Origin of the sequence: Parasphingorhabdus sp., assembly GCF_039939955.1 — a bacterium.
Lineage (GTDB): Bacteria > Pseudomonadota > Alphaproteobacteria > Sphingomonadales > Sphingomonadaceae > Parasphingorhabdus.
Genome location: NZ_JBDVHS010000002.1, coordinates 42,007 through 58,122 on the forward strand (window position 1 = coordinate 42,007; position 16,116 = coordinate 58,122).

16 protein-coding genes are annotated in these 16,116 nt (G+C 55.3%); 4 read left to right on the forward strand and 12 right to left on the reverse strand.

What is annotated here, in order from left to right:
- Positions 1-26: 26 nt before the first annotated feature.
- From ABJG22_RS00410 to ABJG22_RS00420, 3 genes are all read right to left on the reverse strand, one after another.
- Positions 27-1,079, reverse strand: a complete 1,053-nt coding sequence (locus tag ABJG22_RS00410; RefSeq protein ID WP_348018260.1) for an efflux RND transporter periplasmic adaptor subunit — start codon at positions 1,077-1,079, stop codon at positions 27-29.
- Between the two features lie 154 nt (positions 1,080-1,233).
- Complete coding sequence (aqpZ, locus tag ABJG22_RS00415) at positions 1,234-1,938, reverse strand: aquaporin Z (RefSeq protein WP_348018261.1); 705 nt, start codon at positions 1,936-1,938, stop codon at positions 1,234-1,236.
- A gap of 116 nt (positions 1,939-2,054) precedes the next feature.
- Entirely contained in the window at positions 2,055-3,014 is a 960-nt protein-coding gene (locus ABJG22_RS00420) for an L-threonylcarbamoyladenylate synthase (protein WP_348018262.1), read from the reverse strand.
- A 52-nt stretch (positions 3,015-3,066) separates the two neighbouring features.
- Between ABJG22_RS00420 and ABJG22_RS00425 the strand changes: the two genes are divergently transcribed.
- Both ABJG22_RS00425 and ABJG22_RS00430 read left to right on the forward strand, forming a co-directional pair.
- Positions 3,067-4,818 (forward strand): acyl-CoA dehydrogenase, encoded by a 1,752-nt coding sequence (locus tag ABJG22_RS00425; RefSeq protein WP_348018263.1) that lies wholly within the window; start codon positions 3,067-3,069, stop codon positions 4,816-4,818.
- A 2-nt stretch (positions 4,819-4,820) separates the two neighbouring features.
- Positions 4,821-5,651: an ATP-binding protein gene (locus ABJG22_RS00430; RefSeq protein WP_348018264.1), complete on the forward strand. Its 831-nt coding sequence runs from the start codon at positions 4,821-4,823 to the stop codon at positions 5,649-5,651.
- A gap of 1 nt (position 5,652) precedes the next feature.
- Here the strand turns inward: ABJG22_RS00430 and ABJG22_RS00435 are convergent, their stop codons facing one another.
- A complete protein-coding gene (locus ABJG22_RS00435; RefSeq protein WP_348018265.1) occupies positions 5,653-7,008 on the reverse strand; it encodes a sorbosone dehydrogenase family protein in 1,356 nt (451 codons plus the stop codon).
- A 51-nt stretch (positions 7,009-7,059) separates the two neighbouring features.
- Positions 7,060-7,263, reverse strand: coding sequence for a hypothetical protein (locus ABJG22_RS00440; RefSeq protein WP_348018266.1), 204 nt, complete (start codon positions 7,261-7,263; stop codon positions 7,060-7,062).
- A 162-nt stretch (positions 7,264-7,425) separates the two neighbouring features.
- Between ABJG22_RS00440 and ABJG22_RS00445 the strand changes: the two genes are divergently transcribed.
- The gene (locus ABJG22_RS00445) at positions 7,426-7,635 is read left to right on the forward strand and encodes a hypothetical protein (protein WP_348018267.1); all 210 of its coding nucleotides are present in this window, start codon (positions 7,426-7,428) and stop codon (positions 7,633-7,635) included.
- Between the two features lies 1 nt (position 7,636).
- On the opposite strand, the gene ABJG22_RS00450 is transcribed toward ABJG22_RS00445, so the two are convergent.
- The 7 genes from ABJG22_RS00450 to ABJG22_RS00480 form a co-directional block, all read right to left on the reverse strand.
- Positions 7,637-8,341 carry a DUF2807 domain-containing protein gene (locus tag ABJG22_RS00450; RefSeq protein ID WP_348018268.1) on the reverse strand — a complete coding sequence of 235 codons (705 nt, stop codon included), beginning with the start codon at positions 8,339-8,341 and terminating at the stop codon, positions 7,637-7,639.
- Complete coding sequence (locus tag ABJG22_RS00455; RefSeq protein ID WP_348018269.1) at positions 8,338-8,979, reverse strand: class I SAM-dependent methyltransferase; 642 nt, start codon at positions 8,977-8,979, stop codon at positions 8,338-8,340. Before ABJG22_RS00455 ends, ABJG22_RS00450 begins: the two co-directional genes overlap by 4 nt.
- Before the next feature lie 54 nt (positions 8,980-9,033).
- A complete protein-coding gene (locus ABJG22_RS00460) occupies positions 9,034-9,774 on the reverse strand; it encodes a head GIN domain-containing protein (protein WP_348018270.1) in 741 nt (246 codons plus the stop codon).
- Positions 9,775-9,924: 150 nt separating this feature from the next.
- On the reverse strand, positions 9,925-10,455 hold the full coding sequence (locus ABJG22_RS00465; protein ID WP_348018271.1) for a CarD family transcriptional regulator: 531 nt from the start codon (positions 10,453-10,455) through the stop codon (positions 9,925-9,927).
- Between the two features lie 310 nt (positions 10,456-10,765).
- Positions 10,766-11,104: a ferredoxin FdxA gene (fdxA, locus tag ABJG22_RS00470; RefSeq protein ID WP_348018769.1), complete on the reverse strand. Its 339-nt coding sequence runs from the start codon at positions 11,102-11,104 to the stop codon at positions 10,766-10,768.
- A 103-nt stretch (positions 11,105-11,207) separates the two neighbouring features.
- Complete coding sequence (locus ABJG22_RS00475) at positions 11,208-11,510, reverse strand: S4 domain-containing protein (RefSeq protein WP_348018272.1); 303 nt, start codon at positions 11,508-11,510, stop codon at positions 11,208-11,210.
- 9 nt (positions 11,511-11,519) lie between these two features.
- Positions 11,520-14,291 (reverse strand): helicase-related protein, encoded by a 2,772-nt coding sequence (locus ABJG22_RS00480; RefSeq protein WP_348018273.1) that lies wholly within the window; start codon positions 14,289-14,291, stop codon positions 11,520-11,522.
- Between the two features lie 206 nt (positions 14,292-14,497).
- On the opposite strand from ABJG22_RS00480, the gene ABJG22_RS00485 reads away from it, so the two are divergent.
- On the forward strand, positions 14,498-16,066 hold the full coding sequence (locus ABJG22_RS00485) for a M23 family metallopeptidase (RefSeq protein ID WP_348018274.1): 1,569 nt from the start codon (positions 14,498-14,500) through the stop codon (positions 16,064-16,066).
- Positions 16,067-16,116 lie beyond the last annotated feature (50 nt).

Here is a 16,116-nt window from a genome sequence, read left to right on the forward strand (position 1 = left end):
GAGACCCTCCTGGTTCAAAGCAGCCATCACTTTGCGGCCCCGATAGGTTTTATCAAGTCGCCATCCTGCAATTTCTCAACGCCACGGGACACAATGATTTCACCTTCTGCTAGGCCTGCCTGAATCTCGATATTCTTGTCGGTTAACTTGCCAAGCTGCACGTTGCGCTGTTTCACCCGATTTTCGTCATCCACCACAAACACCAGGCCTTCACCGGTCCGGACGCCGAAGATGGCATTGGTAGGAATCGCGAAGGCAGAAGATGCCTCGCGAGACACTTCAACTTCAACCATACCCAGCTGACCGGAACGAAGACGATCATCGGCCGATAGCAGGAAGTTCACTTCGAACGTCCCCGTCCGTTCATCTGCCCGGCCGTCTTTTTCACTGACAACCGCATCAAGCGGGTCTTTGGAAACAGCCGATAGCAAAACTTTTGCAGGCATGCCCGTGCTGATCCGGGCAGCATCAGAATCGGTCATAGGAACACGCAGGACAAAGCCTTTGTCAATTTCTCCCAACACCATAGCAGGAGTGCCAGCCGCCACGATTTGACCCGCATCAATATTGCGCGTCAGGATGATCCCATTGCTCGGCGCGCGGATATAGGAGGTGCGGCTAGCAAACTCTGTAGATTCGGTCCGAGCTCTAGCCGCATGCGTCGCGGCTTCCGATTGCTCAAGCCGCGCTTTTGTTACCCAGCCATCTTTGAATAATTTCTGGATACGGGCATATTCTGCCTCGGCGCGATCACGCTCCGCACGCGCTGCGCTTAGGTCTGCCGCAACCATGCTATTGTCTAAAGCTGCTAGAACCGCACCGCGCTTGACCCGATCCCCTTCTTCATAGCGAACCGACGCAACCTTACCGCTGGTGGTAAAACCCAAGGAAGTTTCGCGGCGCAAACGGATGGTGCCCGCTGCCTTGATAATTTCACTCTCGCTGGCAGGCTGGACGGTTGTCACGCCGGCCGGAATCGGGTCAGCGGACTTGGGCTTCTCGTCAGCTTCGCTGACGCTGCATCCGGTCACGAAGACCAGACTCACCAAAATTGAGACTATAGTTCTGCCATGCGCCATATTGCGAAATTCCGTCCCCTATGAACTCTTCTTAGGTTGGTCTGCCAAGTTGACCAATCGAAAATTACAAAATGGAACTAAAAAAGGCCGGATTATTAAACCCGGCCTCTTAGATGTTGTATTAAAGAGTCAGTATCGACTCTCTGCAGCGCTGCTACTTCTGCTCAGAGCCACCCACGACCTTGTAGACGATCCCTGCCAAAATCGCTCCGCCAATTGGGGCGACCCAGAATATCCAGAGCTGTGACAATGCTATGCCGCCTTCAATCAAGGCTGGACCTGTGCTTCTAGCTGGATTGACCGAAGTATTGGTCACAGGAATGCTGATAAGATGGATCAGCGTCAGACCCAAACCGATCGCCAAAGGTGCGAAACCAGCAGGAGCCCGACTATCCGTAGCGCCCAATATGATCATCAGGAAAAAGAAGGTCAGCAATATTTCAATCGCAATACCGGAGCCCATAGAAAAGCCGCCCGGTGAATGCTCTCCAACGCCGTTGGAAGCAAGCCCATTTGCTGCAAGACTATAATCTGCATTGCCAGATGCAATCAAATATAGGGAAGCGGAGGCAAGCACTGCGCCTAGAACCTGCGCGGTCACGTACATCGGAATTTCATTGGCAGGAAAACGCCCACCTATCCAAAGACCGACGGTGACTGCTGGGTTAAGATGACATCCGCTGATATGCCCAATAGCATAAGCCATTGTGACGACGGTAAGACCGAAAGCCAAGGATACGCCCAAAAGACCAATGCCTACTTCCGGAAACGCCGCGGCGATGACCGCACTACCGCACCCTCCGAAGACAAGCCAAAATGTCCCAAAAAATTCGGCCAAAGATTTTTGCATCATTGTCATAACATTCCTCCCACACTGTTAAATTGGCAGCGTTCTCCTTGCGCTGACCAGGGGAGTGTATGGCAAATTGCCGGTTTCTCCAAGGTTACGGCTTGTAATACTATGTAAATGATATGTTATTTGGGCGCAGCCGCGCGGCGCAGACGGTCGTTCAAGGCAATCCCAACACCGGTTTCAGCAATAGGGGCCACGGCAATTTTAGGCTTCTTACTCGCATCCGCATCGTGAAGCGCCGCGAACAAAAGGCTGGCAGCTTCTGCGAAATCCGCCTGGCTCGACAAATTTTGTTCCCCCACCACCGGTCCAAAGCCGATATGATATTCATCGGGATGAGCGGTTTGTGCGTTGAGGCGCAGCGGCTTCGCAGGCGCATAATGAGAGGGCAATTGTCCCGGCGCCTCAATGGCATTGCTATCATTCGTAGCCGCTGGTTTTCCGGCAATCTCCACAAGCTGCTCAGGCGTTACCGGGCCGGGTCTCAAAATCCGATACGCCCCGCCATCGACGGCGATAATCGTCGACTCAAGCCCTTTTTCACAGGGACCGCCATCCAATATCAGCGGCGCGCCTTCACCCAAGCTGCGCATCACATGATCGGCCGTGGTCGGACTGATGCCGCCACTACGGTTTGCCGAAGGAGCGGCAAGAAACAGTGCGGATTCTTGCAGCAATTCACGCATCACTGGATGGGCGGGACAGCGCAGCGCAATCGTATCCAGACCGGCGGTAACCGCAGCAGCAACGGGGCAATCTTCAGTTTTCGGCACTACGATCGTCAATGGACCCGGCCAAAAGGTCTCGGCGAACTGAAGGGCTAAATGGCTAAACCGCCCCAGTTTTCTAGCCGCATCCATATCCGGAACATGGACGATCAGCGGATTGAAGTCAGGACGGCCTTTAGTCCGGTATATCTGTGCCACGGCAGCGGCATTGGCCGAATCAGCGGCCAGTCCGTAGACGGTTTCCGTCGGCACTGCGACCAATCCACCTTGGCGCAATCGCGCCACAGCTTCGGCGATAGTGGCTGTGCCGTAGCGGCGTGCTTCGTCGCCAATATGATCATTTGAGCCCGACATGACCCTGCGCTATAGCCCAGCGGAAATTCAGGCAACAACGGATAATGAATTCATGAGTTTTACAGCCCCCAGTCGCGAACAGAATTTTGTTCTCAAACATATCGCGGATATCGGTGCGCTAGCCGACCATGATCGTTTTTCCGGCGCGAGCGAGGATATGGTCGAAGCCATTGTCGAAGGCATTGGCCAATTTGCGGCAGGCGAATTTGCCCCAATCAACCGAACCGGCGACACGGTAGGCGCGCAATGGAATGACGGCAACGTGACCATGCCTGAGGGATTCAAACAGGCCTATGCCCAATTTGTCGAAGGTGGCTGGGCTTCAATTGACGGAACGGAAGATTTTGGCGGCCAAGGCCTGCCCTATTCATTGTCAGCCCTGATTCTTGAGACCTGCGGCGCCGCCAATTTTGCCTTCACCCTGTGCCCAATGCTCAGCTTTGGTGCGATTGAGGCAATTCATGTCCACGGATCCGATGAACAGAAAGAAAAATATCTGCCCAATCTGATTTCCGGTGCATGGACAGGCACGATGAACCTGACAGAACCGCAGGCAGGATCGGATGTCGGCGCGTTGCGTTCGACCGCAGAACCGATTGTCGATGGAGAGCATGCTGGCAAATATCGGATCAAAGGCCAGAAAATCTTCATTACATTCGGTGAACATGATCTGACCGACAATATTATCCATCTCGTGCTCGCGCGGACGCCAGGAGCACCGGAAGGGACCCGTGGCATATCCCTGTTCATTGTGCCAAAATATCATCTGGATGCAGACGGCAATGCCGGTGCGCCCAATGACGTAAGCTGTGTTTCCATCGAACATAAGATCGGGATCCACGCCTCTCCGACTTGTGTCATGGCTTATGGGGAACAGAATGATTGTATTGGCGAGATGATCGGCGGTGAATTTGGTGGCATGAAAGCGATGTTCACAATGATGAACAACGCCCGCATCAACGTTGGCTCGCAAGGCGTCCAGATTGCCGAACGGGCGACCCAGCAAGCCAGCATCTTCGCCGCGGAGCGAATCCAATCCGCCCGCGCCGGCAGCGGCGATAAAACACCGGTCGCGATCATTGAACATCCGGACGTGCGGCGGATGCTGCTGCGGAGCAAGGCTCTAACGCAAGCAGCCCGCGCTTTACTCTACTATGCGACATCCAGCGTCGACCGCGCGACTTTGGGTATCGAAGGGGCCAAGTCCCGTGCCGAAATCCTGACCCCGCTGATCAAAGGCTATGGCACCGACATCGGCAATGAAGTCGCCTCTCTGGGCGTCCAGGTCCATGGCGGCATGGGTTTTATCGAAGAAACCGGCGCAGGCCAGCATTTCCGCGACGCCCGGATTGCACCGATTTATGAAGGAACCAACGGCATTCAAGCCGCCGATCTGGTCGGCCGCAAACTGGGCCTCGACGGCGGCGAAGCAATGAGCACTCTGATTTCCGAAATTCGTGCGGAGGCTGAAGACGAAGAGAGCCTGCTGGAACTGGCAACGGCCTGCGAATATATCCAGCAGTGGATGGCGAGCGGTGATGCATCGATCGATGATCGACTAGCTGGCAGCTACGCGTTCATGACGATGCTGGCGACCGCAACCTGCGGGATGTTGATGAAAAAGCAGCACCGGATCGCTACTGCCGAACTAGCGGGAGGCGATGACCCCTTCCTCAAAGCAAAGCTGGTCACGACCCGCTATTATCTCGATCATCTTGTTCCAGAAGCGCTTGGCCTCAAAGCCGCAGCAACAGGCGGCGCGGATATTTTGTACAGTCTCAGCAGCGCGGAACTGGCTGGCTGATCATGGCAAGCGAGGGCCAAAGGGACGTGCTGGAACGCATAGCTGATGCGCTCGAACGTCTGGCCCCTCCGGTCACCGACGTGGTTGATCTGGCGACCGGGGATGCCTTTTTTTGTGATGGACATGGCACCAAGGCCATTGCGCCATTCAGACCGATAGACATTGACCTCCTGACGGGCATTGATCCACAAAAGGCGCGCTTGCTGGACAATACAAGCCGCCACGCCAGCGGCCATGCCGCTCATGATGCTCTGCTTTGGGGATCTCGCGGCATGGGTAAATCTGCTCTCGCCAAGTCGGCCGTCCGATCACTGCAGGCGCAGGGGCAGGACATTGCGCTGATCGAGGCACCATCGGACCAGCTTGAAAAGCTGCCCGCACTATTTGATATGCTTGCCGCTGTTCGTCGGCAATTCATCCTTTTCATCGATGACATCGGATTTGCGGAAGGCAGCAGCGAACCGCGTCTCCTGCGTTCTATGCTGGAGGGTGGCGCAAACCAGCGGCCAGCCAATATCCGCCTTTATGTCACCTCGAACCGTCGGCACATCGTATCACGCCAGATGAGTGAACAGGATGATCCGATCAACCCCCGCGATGCAGTCGATGATCAACTGGCACTGTCTGATCGCTTCGGTTTGCGGTTGGGCTTTCATGCTGCGTCACAGGATGCCTACCTAGCGATCATCACCAAATATGCCGAGAAGCACGGCCTGAGCTTTGATCGCGAGGATGCTCTGCTATGGGCGAAGCAACGCGGCAGCCGATCGGGTCGGGTCGCGTGGCAATATATTGTCGAGCTGGCCGGACGCGCCGGGATTATTCTGGCCTGACTTATTCGTCTTCCGTCGCTGGTTTGGCCGCATCTTTGCGGGACACCCGCCAGATGATCCCGCCAACATCATCGCTGACCAGCAACGCACCGGTCTGGTCAAAAGCAACCATCGTCGGCCGACCCCGTGCCATATCCTCTTCGTCGACAAAGCCGCTCAGGATTGTTGTCGGTTTGCCTTCCGGTTCGCCGCGCTGGTTAAAATTGACATAGACAACGTCATAGCCGGACAAGGGTTGCCGGTTCCACGAACCATGTCGCGCAATCACAGCACCAGTGGCGAAGGGCTCGCCGAGCGCCTGACCATGAGAAAAGGCAAGACCGAGCGGTGCAACATGCGCGCCTAGCCCATAGTCCGGTCGCCGTTCATATTGCCGGTGATCAAGGTTTTTAGGATCAATGCGCGGGTCTACATGCCCACCCCAGAAATGCCACGGCCAACCATAATGCGCGCCCCAGCGAACCTCAGTGAGATAGTCGGGTACCATGTCGCTGCCGAGCATATCGCGCTCATTAACAACCGTGTAGAATTTATCGGTGCCCGGAAGATAGGCCATGCCCACCGGATTGCGCATACCGTCAGCATAAATATCCTTCTTGTTGGTCGCCAGTTCGACCTGCAAAATGGCGGCGCGCTGTCTTTCAATATCCATCCCATTTTCGCCGATATTGCTGTTCGATCCGACCGAGATGTAGAGATATTTGCCGTCCTGGCTGGCGAGCAAATCGCGGGTCCAGTGGTTGTTGGGAGCGCGGGCGTTGAGATTGGCAACCTTGCGCCCTTCATCGGTAATTTTCGTGTCGCCCTCAGCATAGGGATATGCATAGACCGTATCGGTATTCGCGACATAAAGCGTGTCATCAATCAACGCCATTCCGAACGGTGAGTTGAGATTTTCGAGGAACGTGAATTTCTCATCGACTTGGCCATCCTGATCGCTATCGCGCAACAGGCTGATCCGATTAGCCGATTCGGTTCCCGCACCGGCCTTGCTCATCAGGTTGCGCATGATCCAACCCTCAATGCCTTTGTTGGTGCGCGGCGGGCTGTTGGTTTCCGCCACCAGAATATCTCCATTGGGCAGACGGAACATGGTGCGTGGATGGTCCAGCCCTTCGGCGAAACGTTCGACCACGAAGCCATCAGCCGCGACTGGCGCTTGCCCGTCACTCCAAGGTTCGGCTTCGGCAATATTGATGGTCGGGAATCTCTCCGACCGCACATGTGTCAAATCTGGCTCTACCCCGGTGGTAGCCTCGAGCGGCAGGCGTGCCGTATCTCCGCGGCTAAAATAGTAAAATGCTCCCGCACCAAGGACGACGAGCAGAATCGCGACATTTCGTATATGTTTCAGCATGGAGCGATAATAGGTGGCGTCAAACGTCCTGACAAGCGCGGTCTGACAAGCTTATCGGTCTTTCAGCCAAATCGCTAGCGCCGCCACTATGCCCAGTGCCAGCCCGGACAGCAGGCCAACGGATGGCTGCCCCAGATAGCCACCCACCAATACGCCCAAAATCGCGCCCAGCGCTATGAAGACGCCGCCGCCCTGTCGGTTATCCGATTCATCACTGGAAGGATTGGAAGCATGTTTTGGGTTTTCAGATGTCATGACCGCCCCCTAACCGACGATAGGTCTGATGACCAGAGCTTGCGATCCAACATATAGATAACACGTTGTTAACCTTAGTTTTTGAGCATATTTCTACCGGTGGAATGTAGGAGTCATAGCCGAGATGGGAGGCAGGGTCGCCTTCCTACAAAGGAGCCTTTGATGCAACTACCCGTATTTATAGACTCCACCCACTATAGTGATGCTGAAATGCTCATTTCCAGCTATGGTGAAGAAGCTGGGCTAGAAGCCGCCAATCGGGCGGACAAGAGCCGTTCGCTGGGCAATCATCTCCATTATTGCAAATGGCGGCAAGTCGAGCGGCTTTGCGTTTTGCTATCTATCGATCAGTCGATCGGCACGGTCCATTAGATTATCGGTCCGGATTGCAGACAATATTGGCGGCCCCGTCGGTCCGCACGGTGCAATTCGGTTTTCCAACAATCACAATCCTGCCAGCGCCATTGTTGGTGATATCGGCTTCCCGTGTCACCCTTAGCTGGCTGCTCACCGGACCACGGTGGACAAGTTTAAGCTTTTCGACCGTGAGATCCGGGCTTTCAAACATGCCCGCTCCTTGCAGTTCTATTCGGGCATCGCCAACATTCCCGGCCATGATCACCTGTCCGCCTCCCGTCATCGCGACATCAAGCCGGTCTGCTGCGATCGCACCAATTCTCAAGGTACCATAGCCGGCCATGCGTACGCGCGGAGACCTACCAGATAATCGATCGAGCGTCACCGTACCGGATCCCAGATGCGATATATTGTTGATCGCATAGGCGCTGAGATAGAGAGTGACCGGCGCATCCGCATCATAGCCATTACCGCTGAGCGATTTCGGGCGCACGGACACGATCAACTGCTTTGCATTTTTCTGCAGGGACACGCGATCCAGAAGCTCTCGTGTCTCCCCTTCAGCCCTAGCCGACGGGCCTTTGCCCGACGTCAGCACAACATTCACGCCATTGCCAATCCGGATGTCATCAAAGCCAAATAGAGAAAATTTGCGTTCCGCCGCATGGGCCGCTGACGATAGCAACAGCGCGAGCATAAGCACGATAGAAGGAAATTTCATGACGGACGGGCCTCACCAAATTCCATCCAACCGAGCCAGCGCGGCGTCTTCGGCGCATAATGGCCGCTATTTTCTACCAACATATAACCATTGGCTTCGATCAACTTCGACACTGGCCGATGCAAATGGCATCCGCCAGCAATATGCTTCCAAAGCGGTTCAATCCGCTTTTGCCATTTCTCCGGCCCCTTATCCGGCGCCCGGCCATGTTCGAGAAACAGAATCTTGCCGCCGGGTTTCAGCACCCGCCGCATTTCGGAAAGCACTTGCGCCCCATCCTGGACCGAGCAGAGTGTGAACGTCGTCAGCACTGTATCAAAACTGGCATCCGCGAAGGGCATGGCTTCGCCAATACCGTCGCATATGTCCATATCGAAACCGCGTTCGCTGGCTTCCTGGCGGGTATAGTCGAGCAATTCTGCAGACGGATCGAGGCCGGTCAATTTGTTGACCTTCGCACGATCATAAAACTGCAGATTAATCCCGCCGCCGCAGCCGAGTTCCAGCACGTCACCGTCGGCTTTCGGCACGATCTGGCTGCGATCCTTCATCACCGCAGGCTGTGAACAGGCGCAGCGGATCAGCTTTGGAACCGCATATTTTTCCCATAGATTTAGCATCGCTGGCGAATCTGCCACAGCACGGACAGATCGCCAAGCTATTTCAATCGGTTCTGCCTGTTGGTTACGCGATCAGCCGCAGGTGATGTCGCCGGAACCCGTTGACCGTGACTTGCATTCCGCATCGCCGTGAATCCGGACGTCACCCGAACCCATGACTTTGGCATTGACCGATCCGTCTGAGGACAACTCGACATCGCCGCTGCCGGCTATCGATATGCTCGCGCTATCTGCGTTCAGATCCTTGCCACTGACATCGCCAGAACCAGCAACCGAAATGTCGGTCGATTTCGCTCTACCGGTCAGCACCAGACTACCGGAACCGGCAATTTTGGAACTTAACGACAAGGTTTCGACCTTCGCCACACGGATGTCGCCTGACCCGGCAATGCTCAACTTCGTTGAATCCGTGGTCATAGCGTCAATTTTCATATCACCTGAACCAGCCAGCTTGGCGCTCTTCAAAGACGGCGCGCCGACATATATAGTCGCGTTGCCCCTCACGCCCCTATTGTCTTCTCGGCCAATTCTAATCTGATCACCGGAAATTTTGTAACGCAGCAGTTCAACCACTTCATCATCCCCCTCAGCCCGGATCGAGAAGTCATCTTGGGTCGTGAAGACAATATTGTCGGGACCGGCAAGCGCCACACCTTCGAACGCGCCTGGATTGCTGGCGCTGGTTCCAATCGGACTGCCATCGGAAAAGCTGCTTCTACCCGCGTTGCTCGTCACTTCACCAACGGCATTGGCGATCGATCCTTCACAAGCCGCGAGGGCCAAAAGCGGTGCCAATAACAATAATCTTTTCATCCGTGCCTCCATTGCTGTATTAATTGAATAATACACTTATGTCAGATAGAGATCAAATGAAAAATTCGTCCCGAGCCGACACAAAAAAGGGGCTGCCACATTAACGTGACAACCCCTTTTTGATTTCGACGAACGACCGAAGTCTATCGATTAATCTTCCTTCACCTCATAATATTGCGGTGCCGCAATATTGAGGATCTCGAGAATTTTTTCCAAAGCCGTTGGCTCATCGGTTTCTTCCATGGCCGCTAGTTCACGGGCCAGACGGCTGGAGGCCGCTTCGAAAATCTGCCGTTCGGAATAGCTTTGTTCCGGCTGGTCATCGGCACGGAAAAGATCGCGCGTCACTTCGGCAATCGATACGAGATCGCCCGAGTTGATCTTCGCTTCATATTCCTGTGCGCGGCGCGACCACATGGAACGTTTCACCTTGGGCTTCGCTTTCAGCGTTTCCATGGCTTCCCGGAGCGTCTTGTCGGAAGACAATTTGCGCATGCCGACACCTTCGGCTTTATTAGTCGGAACCCGCAGGGTCATCCGCTCTTTTTCGAAACGCAAAACATATAGTTCGAGCTGCATGCCCGCAATTTCTTCATTCTGTAGCTCGATAACACGGCCAACACCGTGTTTCGGATATACAACATAATCGCCCACATCAAAGGACAGCACATTCGCAGCCATAAAAAGCCTTTCTTGATTCAATGGAAAAGAACGCTGGTCACGCTCCAATTTCGTAATTACGAAATAACCCTTTCGTACATATATTTAACGACCGAACACCACCCACTCCCTCGGGTGTTCAGCCGAATACAGGTTATGTTTAACAGATTCGTCATAAAAAAGCAATTTATCGTTGCAATGCACAACTGATAATGGCCGGACATGCCCGCGATAGGCATTCCGCTAACCGGCAGCTATCCGGATTTCATCCTTCCAGAGAGTGACAATATCGGCAGGCTTAGTCTGGCCCGCCCTATCGTCAAACCCGATATTAGTCGCCCTGGCCGGGTTTTTCCGAGAAGAAGGCTTCAAACTTGCCTTCCATGCCTTTAAATTCATCGGCATCAGCAGGCGGCTCACGACAAACGGTGACATTTGGCCATTCTTCAGAAAATTTGGTGTTTACCTCAAGCCATTTTTCCAGACCGTCCTCGGTGTCAGGAAGAATCGCCTCCGCTGGGCATTCTGGTTCACAGACACCGCAATCAATACATTCGCTGGGGTTGATAACCAGCATATTGTCGCCTTCGTAAAAGCAATCCACCGGGCAGACTTCTACGCAGTCCATATATTTGCATTTGATGCAATCTTCGGTAACAACATAAGTCATCTGGTCGTGAACTCCCCTATACCAGTACGCCATTCGAGGTCAGCAATTCGGTCCTAGCTATTGTGCAATTTCTGACACGTCAACAGTTGGTTTGACGGCTAATTCAATTGCCAGTCTGCAATATTTCATAACAAGAATGCGCAACCGACGCGCTGCCTCGGCGTTCGGGCAACGATATTATCCGCACCACATGCACGGTGCGGCCCTGCGGAACCGTCAATATATCGCCTTTCCGGACCTTCACATGCCCCCGCTCTATGCGGCGTCCGTTCATCCGGATATGGCCCTTTTCCGCAATTTTTCGGGCCATCACGCGGTTGTGGGCAAATCTGAGAAACCAGAGCAGCTTGTCGATCCGCAGCGTCTGATCCGCTACGGAGATGCGATCTCGTGCTCTGCCGCTCAAGCCTGCATCCTATTTTTTCATGCTGTCCCGAAGCGCAGCCAGCTCGGCAAAGGCGCCGCCCGCGGTGGCGAGAACCGGCTCTGGCTTTCGCTTTCCGGTCGTGTTTTTAGGCCTTTTATCGCCTTTTCTGCCGGGTTTAGCCGGATTTCGGTTCTTTTTATGCGCCATGCCCTTCCAACGCCAATATTGCACGGCGACGGGAGATGCTTCCGGTTCTGATGATTGATCCGCTGGCGCTTCGCCCGTTTCTGCGGTCGCGGTCGGCGCTACATCTGATGCGACAAGCTCTTGCGGAGCGGCCTTCGCTTCATCGGCTCCAGCCGATGGCGCCGCCGTATCTTTGGAAACAGATTCGTCAACCGGGGCAGGCTTATCATCGGTTTTGACAAAGCCCGTCAGGTCAAGCAGCGCCTCGTGACAATCTTTCGACAGGCCCAATGAGGTTGCCAGAGCAGGATCAACAGCGAACACCGCATCTTGCTGGCGGGCTTCATGCGCTTGTTTGATCAGCCGTTCCACCATGTCGACCCGGACATATTCATCCGCAATCTTGCGAAAACCAAGTCGCGAAGCATGGTCGGCGGAAGCAAATGTCCCTTGTTTGAGATGCACGGCATTGTCGGGCGCCTGATCGATCATCGGCTGAGCATCAAAGGCAGCGAACAAAGCGGTCCGCCAAAGCACCGCGCCCGGTTTCATCAATGCGTGGTGGAAAATATCAAGCGCGCCAAATACCAAACCCGCACGGCGGGCATGGCCACGCATATCATTGTCGAGCGCCCGGACTGCCTGATCAATTTCACGCCGCGACAATATACCACCCGCATCGACAATCTGCGCGAAGAGCGCGCGCACGGCTGCCGGTGTTTCCGGCTCATTGGCCAGAGCGTCAATTTTCATCAGACCTTGCAAATGTTTGGCTTTCATCGCGTCGACCCAGGCCTTGACCCGGTCCATTATCTTTTGGCTGTCGTCGGCGGCCATATCCTTGATCGACCGGTCAAATTTAATCTCGGGTTGCAGCAGGCTCTTGCCCTTGACCAAAACCGCTAGCCGTTCATCGCCCCACAGCACTGCTGGTTGACCAGCAGCGTCGGGCACCAAGGTGAGAACACTGTCCGGTGCCTTGGCAAGAGCGTCTGCGTTTTCCGTCATAATTCGTCCCAAATATCTTTCTGCTGCGGCAAGCAGCATCTTGCGGTCTTCTCTCCGGCTATCGGATGGCACGACAAATTGGAAGCCCTTGAGTGTTCCTATTTCGAGCCCTTCGACCATCACGGTGCCGTCATCGGCATCGACCGTGACATCTTGCAGAAGCACATCGTCCAACAGACCGCGCATCAAAACCCGCGTGCGTTTATCAACAAAACGCTGGGTCAACTGATTGTGCATTGCATCGCTCAAGCGCGATTCCAGGGCGCGGGTGCGATCGATCATCGCCTCGGGTTGTTCCACCCAGTGCGATTTCTGCGCGATATAGCTCCAGCTGCGGGCCGCCGCAATGCGCGCGCCCAAAGTGGCAATATCGCCCTGGACATTTTCCAGTCGGGAAATTTCCTGAGCCATACGATGATGCGGTATTCTACCCGATCCTGCGGCAAGATGCGGCCAAAGGGATGCAATGAAGCGCGCTTGATGATCGGCACCCACTTTGCGAAAGTCGGGAATAGAGGCGGCCTCCCAAAGCAAACGGACCTTGTCCGGCGAAACGACATGACCGGATACTACTGGATCTTGCGACAATTTTCTCAATACCGCCAGATCGACCGCTTCCGGCGCGGCCCGCAATCGTCGACCCTGCGGCTTTGCTTCCAGCGAACGGATCAAACGGTCGACCGAGCCAAAGTCGGGTTCCGCGTTGCGCCAGTAAAGCCATTCCAATTGCGGAAATTGGTGCGATTCAAGATTTTCAATCTCTTCGGGTTGCAATTCATCCGACGAAGCCAGTCCGGACAGCACACCAAAGCTACCGTCCTTTTGGTGACGTCCGGCACGGCCGGCAATCTGCCCAATCTCTGCCAGCGTCAGTCGGCGCCGGCGCCGGCCGTCAAATTTCTTCAGCGCGGCAAAGGCGACGTGGGTCACATCAAGATTCAATCCCATGCCGATCGCATCGGTGGCAACGAGATAATCGACCTCGCCATCCTGATACATTTTCACCTGCGCATTGCGGGTCTGCGGCGATAGCGACCCCATGACAATCGCCGCACCACCATGTTGCCGCCGGAGCATTTCGGCAATCGCGTAAACATCCTCCAGCGAAAAGGCGACAATCGCAGACCGTCGCGGGAGGCGCGAAAGCTTGCGCGGTCCAGCGTAGCTCAAGGTTGAAAAGCGCGGACGGGTGACAATTTCCGCATCGGGGAGCAGCGCCTGTATCAGCGGCCGCAGACTTTCCGATCCCAGGATCATGGTTTCCTCGCGACCACGCGCGTAGAGCATCCGGTCGGTGAATATATGCCCGCGCTCCGGATCAATCCCGATCTGCGCCTCGTCAATCGCGACAAAGGCAAATTCACGGTTCATCGGCATGGCTTCGGCCGTGCACAGGAACCATTGCGCGTCCTTTGGGATGATCTTTTCTTCGCCGGTGACCAGCGCCACCCGGTTTGCGCCCTTCAACGCCACCACGCGATCATAAACTTCACGCGCCAGCAGACGCAGCGGAAATCCGATCATGCCGCTCGAATGCGCACACATGCGTTCGATGGCAAGGTGGGTTTTACCGGTGTTGGTCGGGCCGAGAACGGCGACAAGAGACGGCTGGTCAATCGAGGACATTGTGAACACAACAGCCGATCAAAGGCAGAGTTGCAAGAGCTTAAAAGGAAAACTGCCGATAGAGACCGGATAACCGCGAATTTGCACGTTTCGCCGCAGGGGAACGGCCTGCATGGCGGCTTAATTTGACATTAACTAAGTTCCTGCACAGAGGAAACGGATAAAAAGGATGTTAGACCGCATAATTACATCACCGAGGGGTGCGTTTGTTCAAGAGTATCGACGATATTGATATGCAAGGTCAGGGAGCCGCTACCGTCGCGGCCAATCCCGATCAAGCGTCGATCCCTGAAACCGCTTCGTTCCGGGGGAAACTGGCGGAATGGCGGGAATATCTTGCAGAAATCGATTGGGTACCCGATCTCGGGGTCGACATTGGCAGTCCGACCTGGTTCCGCGGTCTCATAACATTGGTGACCCTGTGCGGCGTTGCGATTAGCTGTCTTCCCGATTTTGGTCCGATAGCCGGGCATCGTGCTGATCCGTTGAGCGGATATCGGGCCGATCAGGCCCGTTCTCAGATGATTGGACCGCTGGCTTATGGGTCGGACACCGGCCTGCGGATGGCAGCAACCGACGCGGTTCGCCCGCTAGCGGAAAGCCCCGAACGGCCGTCCATCGAACTGGTCGCGACACTGGGCCGCGGCGATAGCCTGCGCCGGGTATTGCGACGTGCTGGCGTGGCCAGCAGTGAAGCCGCGCAGGTCAATAGTCTCGTGAGCAATGCCATCGCCCTTGGCGACCTTAAACCCGGCACAAAAATCGACGTCACCCTCGGCCGTCGTCCTGCCAAAAATCAGGCACGGCCGTTGGATCTATTGGCATTTCGCGCCCGTTTTGACCTGAACCTCGAAGTGCTGCGCGATGGCGATCAGTTAAAACTCAACCGCAAACCCATTCTGGTTGACGATACACCATTGCGGATCAAAGGCACGGTCGGGTCTAGCCTTTACCGGTCCGCTCGGGCGGCTGGTGCCCCTGCCGAAGCGGTCCGGAAATATCTGCAAGTCATTGGCAAGAAAATGTCTCTTTCCCGCGATATTCGCAGCACCGACGAATTTGATATCATCCTGTCCTATCGCCGCGCCGAAACCGGCGAAGTCGAGGTCGGCGATCTCATCTATGCCGGACTGAACCGCAGCGACAAGCCGAAAGCACAGATGCTGAAATGGAAAAGCGGCGGACGGAGCAACTGGTTTGAAGCATCGGGTGTCGGCCAATCTAATGGCGAACTGGCGCGGCCGACGAACGGACGGATCACATCCAATTACGGCATGCGCCGCCACCCGATTCTGCGCTACAAACGCATGCATGCCGGGATGGATTTCGGCGGTGGCTATGGCGCGCCGATTTACGCGGTTACCGACGGCACTGTCGTCTATGCAGGACGCAAAGGTGGCTTCGGCAATTATGTCAAACTAAAGCATAGCGGTGGGCTGGCTTCCGGCTATGCCCATATGAGCCGGATCGCGGTGCGAAACGGCCGGCGCGTGCGCAAAGGCCAGATTATCGGCTATATCGGATCAACCGGCCTGTCGACCGGGCCGCATCTTCACTATGAACTCTATCGCGGTGGACGGACGATCAATCCACGGTCGGTCAAATTTGTCGAACGCGCCAAATTGGGCGGCAGCGAATTGCGGCGCTTCAAGGCCGAACTTCAGAAATTGAAGCGCGTCGAACCGGGCGCAGCCTTGGGTACTCTGAAGAGTGTGTCGACGCAGGGCGAACCGGAACGCGAGATCAACCGCCTCAACAAACCGCTCGCAAGCTAACCGAAACAGTTTCACAGAAGAGTTGAGCGCCGCTGCTGGCTCCGCTAAGC

Coding starts and splice junctions, on each gene's coding strand:
- ABJG22_RS00435 (WP_348018265.1), bottom strand. CDS start 7,008: ATGCTGAAACATATACGAAATGTCGCGATTCTGCTCGTCGTCCTTGGT.
- ABJG22_RS00450 (WP_348018268.1), bottom strand. CDS start 8,341: ATGAAATTTCCTTCTATCGTGCTTATGCTCGCGCTGTTGCTATCGTCA.
- fdxA (WP_348018769.1), bottom strand. CDS start 11,104: ATGACTTATGTTGTTACCGAAGATTGCATCAAATGCAAATATATGGAC.
- ABJG22_RS00430 (WP_348018264.1), top strand. CDS start 4,821: ATGGCAAGCGAGGGCCAAAGGGACGTGCTGGAACGCATAGCTGATGCG.
- ABJG22_RS00445 (WP_348018267.1), top strand. CDS start 7,426: ATGCAACTACCCGTATTTATAGACTCCACCCACTATAGTGATGCTGAA.
- ABJG22_RS00420 (WP_348018262.1), bottom strand. CDS start 3,014: ATGTCGGGCTCAAATGATCATATTGGCGACGAAGCACGCCGCTACGGC.
- ABJG22_RS00480 (WP_348018273.1), bottom strand. CDS start 14,291: ATGTCCTCGATTGACCAGCCGTCTCTTGTCGCCGTTCTCGGCCCGACC.
- ABJG22_RS00465 (WP_348018271.1), bottom strand. CDS start 10,455: ATGGCTGCGAATGTGCTGTCCTTTGATGTGGGCGATTATGTTGTATAT.
- ABJG22_RS00410 (WP_348018260.1), bottom strand. CDS start 1,079: ATGGCGCATGGCAGAACTATAGTCTCAATTTTGGTGAGTCTGGTCTTC.
- ABJG22_RS00460 (WP_348018270.1), bottom strand. CDS start 9,774: ATGAAAAGATTATTGTTATTGGCACCGCTTTTGGCCCTCGCGGCTTGT.
- ABJG22_RS00440 (WP_348018266.1), bottom strand. CDS start 7,263: ATGACATCTGAAAACCCAAAACATGCTTCCAATCCTTCCAGTGATGAA.
- ABJG22_RS00425 (WP_348018263.1), top strand. CDS start 3,067: ATGAGTTTTACAGCCCCCAGTCGCGAACAGAATTTTGTTCTCAAACAT.
- aqpZ (WP_348018261.1), bottom strand. CDS start 1,938: ATGACAATGATGCAAAAATCTTTGGCCGAATTTTTTGGGACATTTTGG.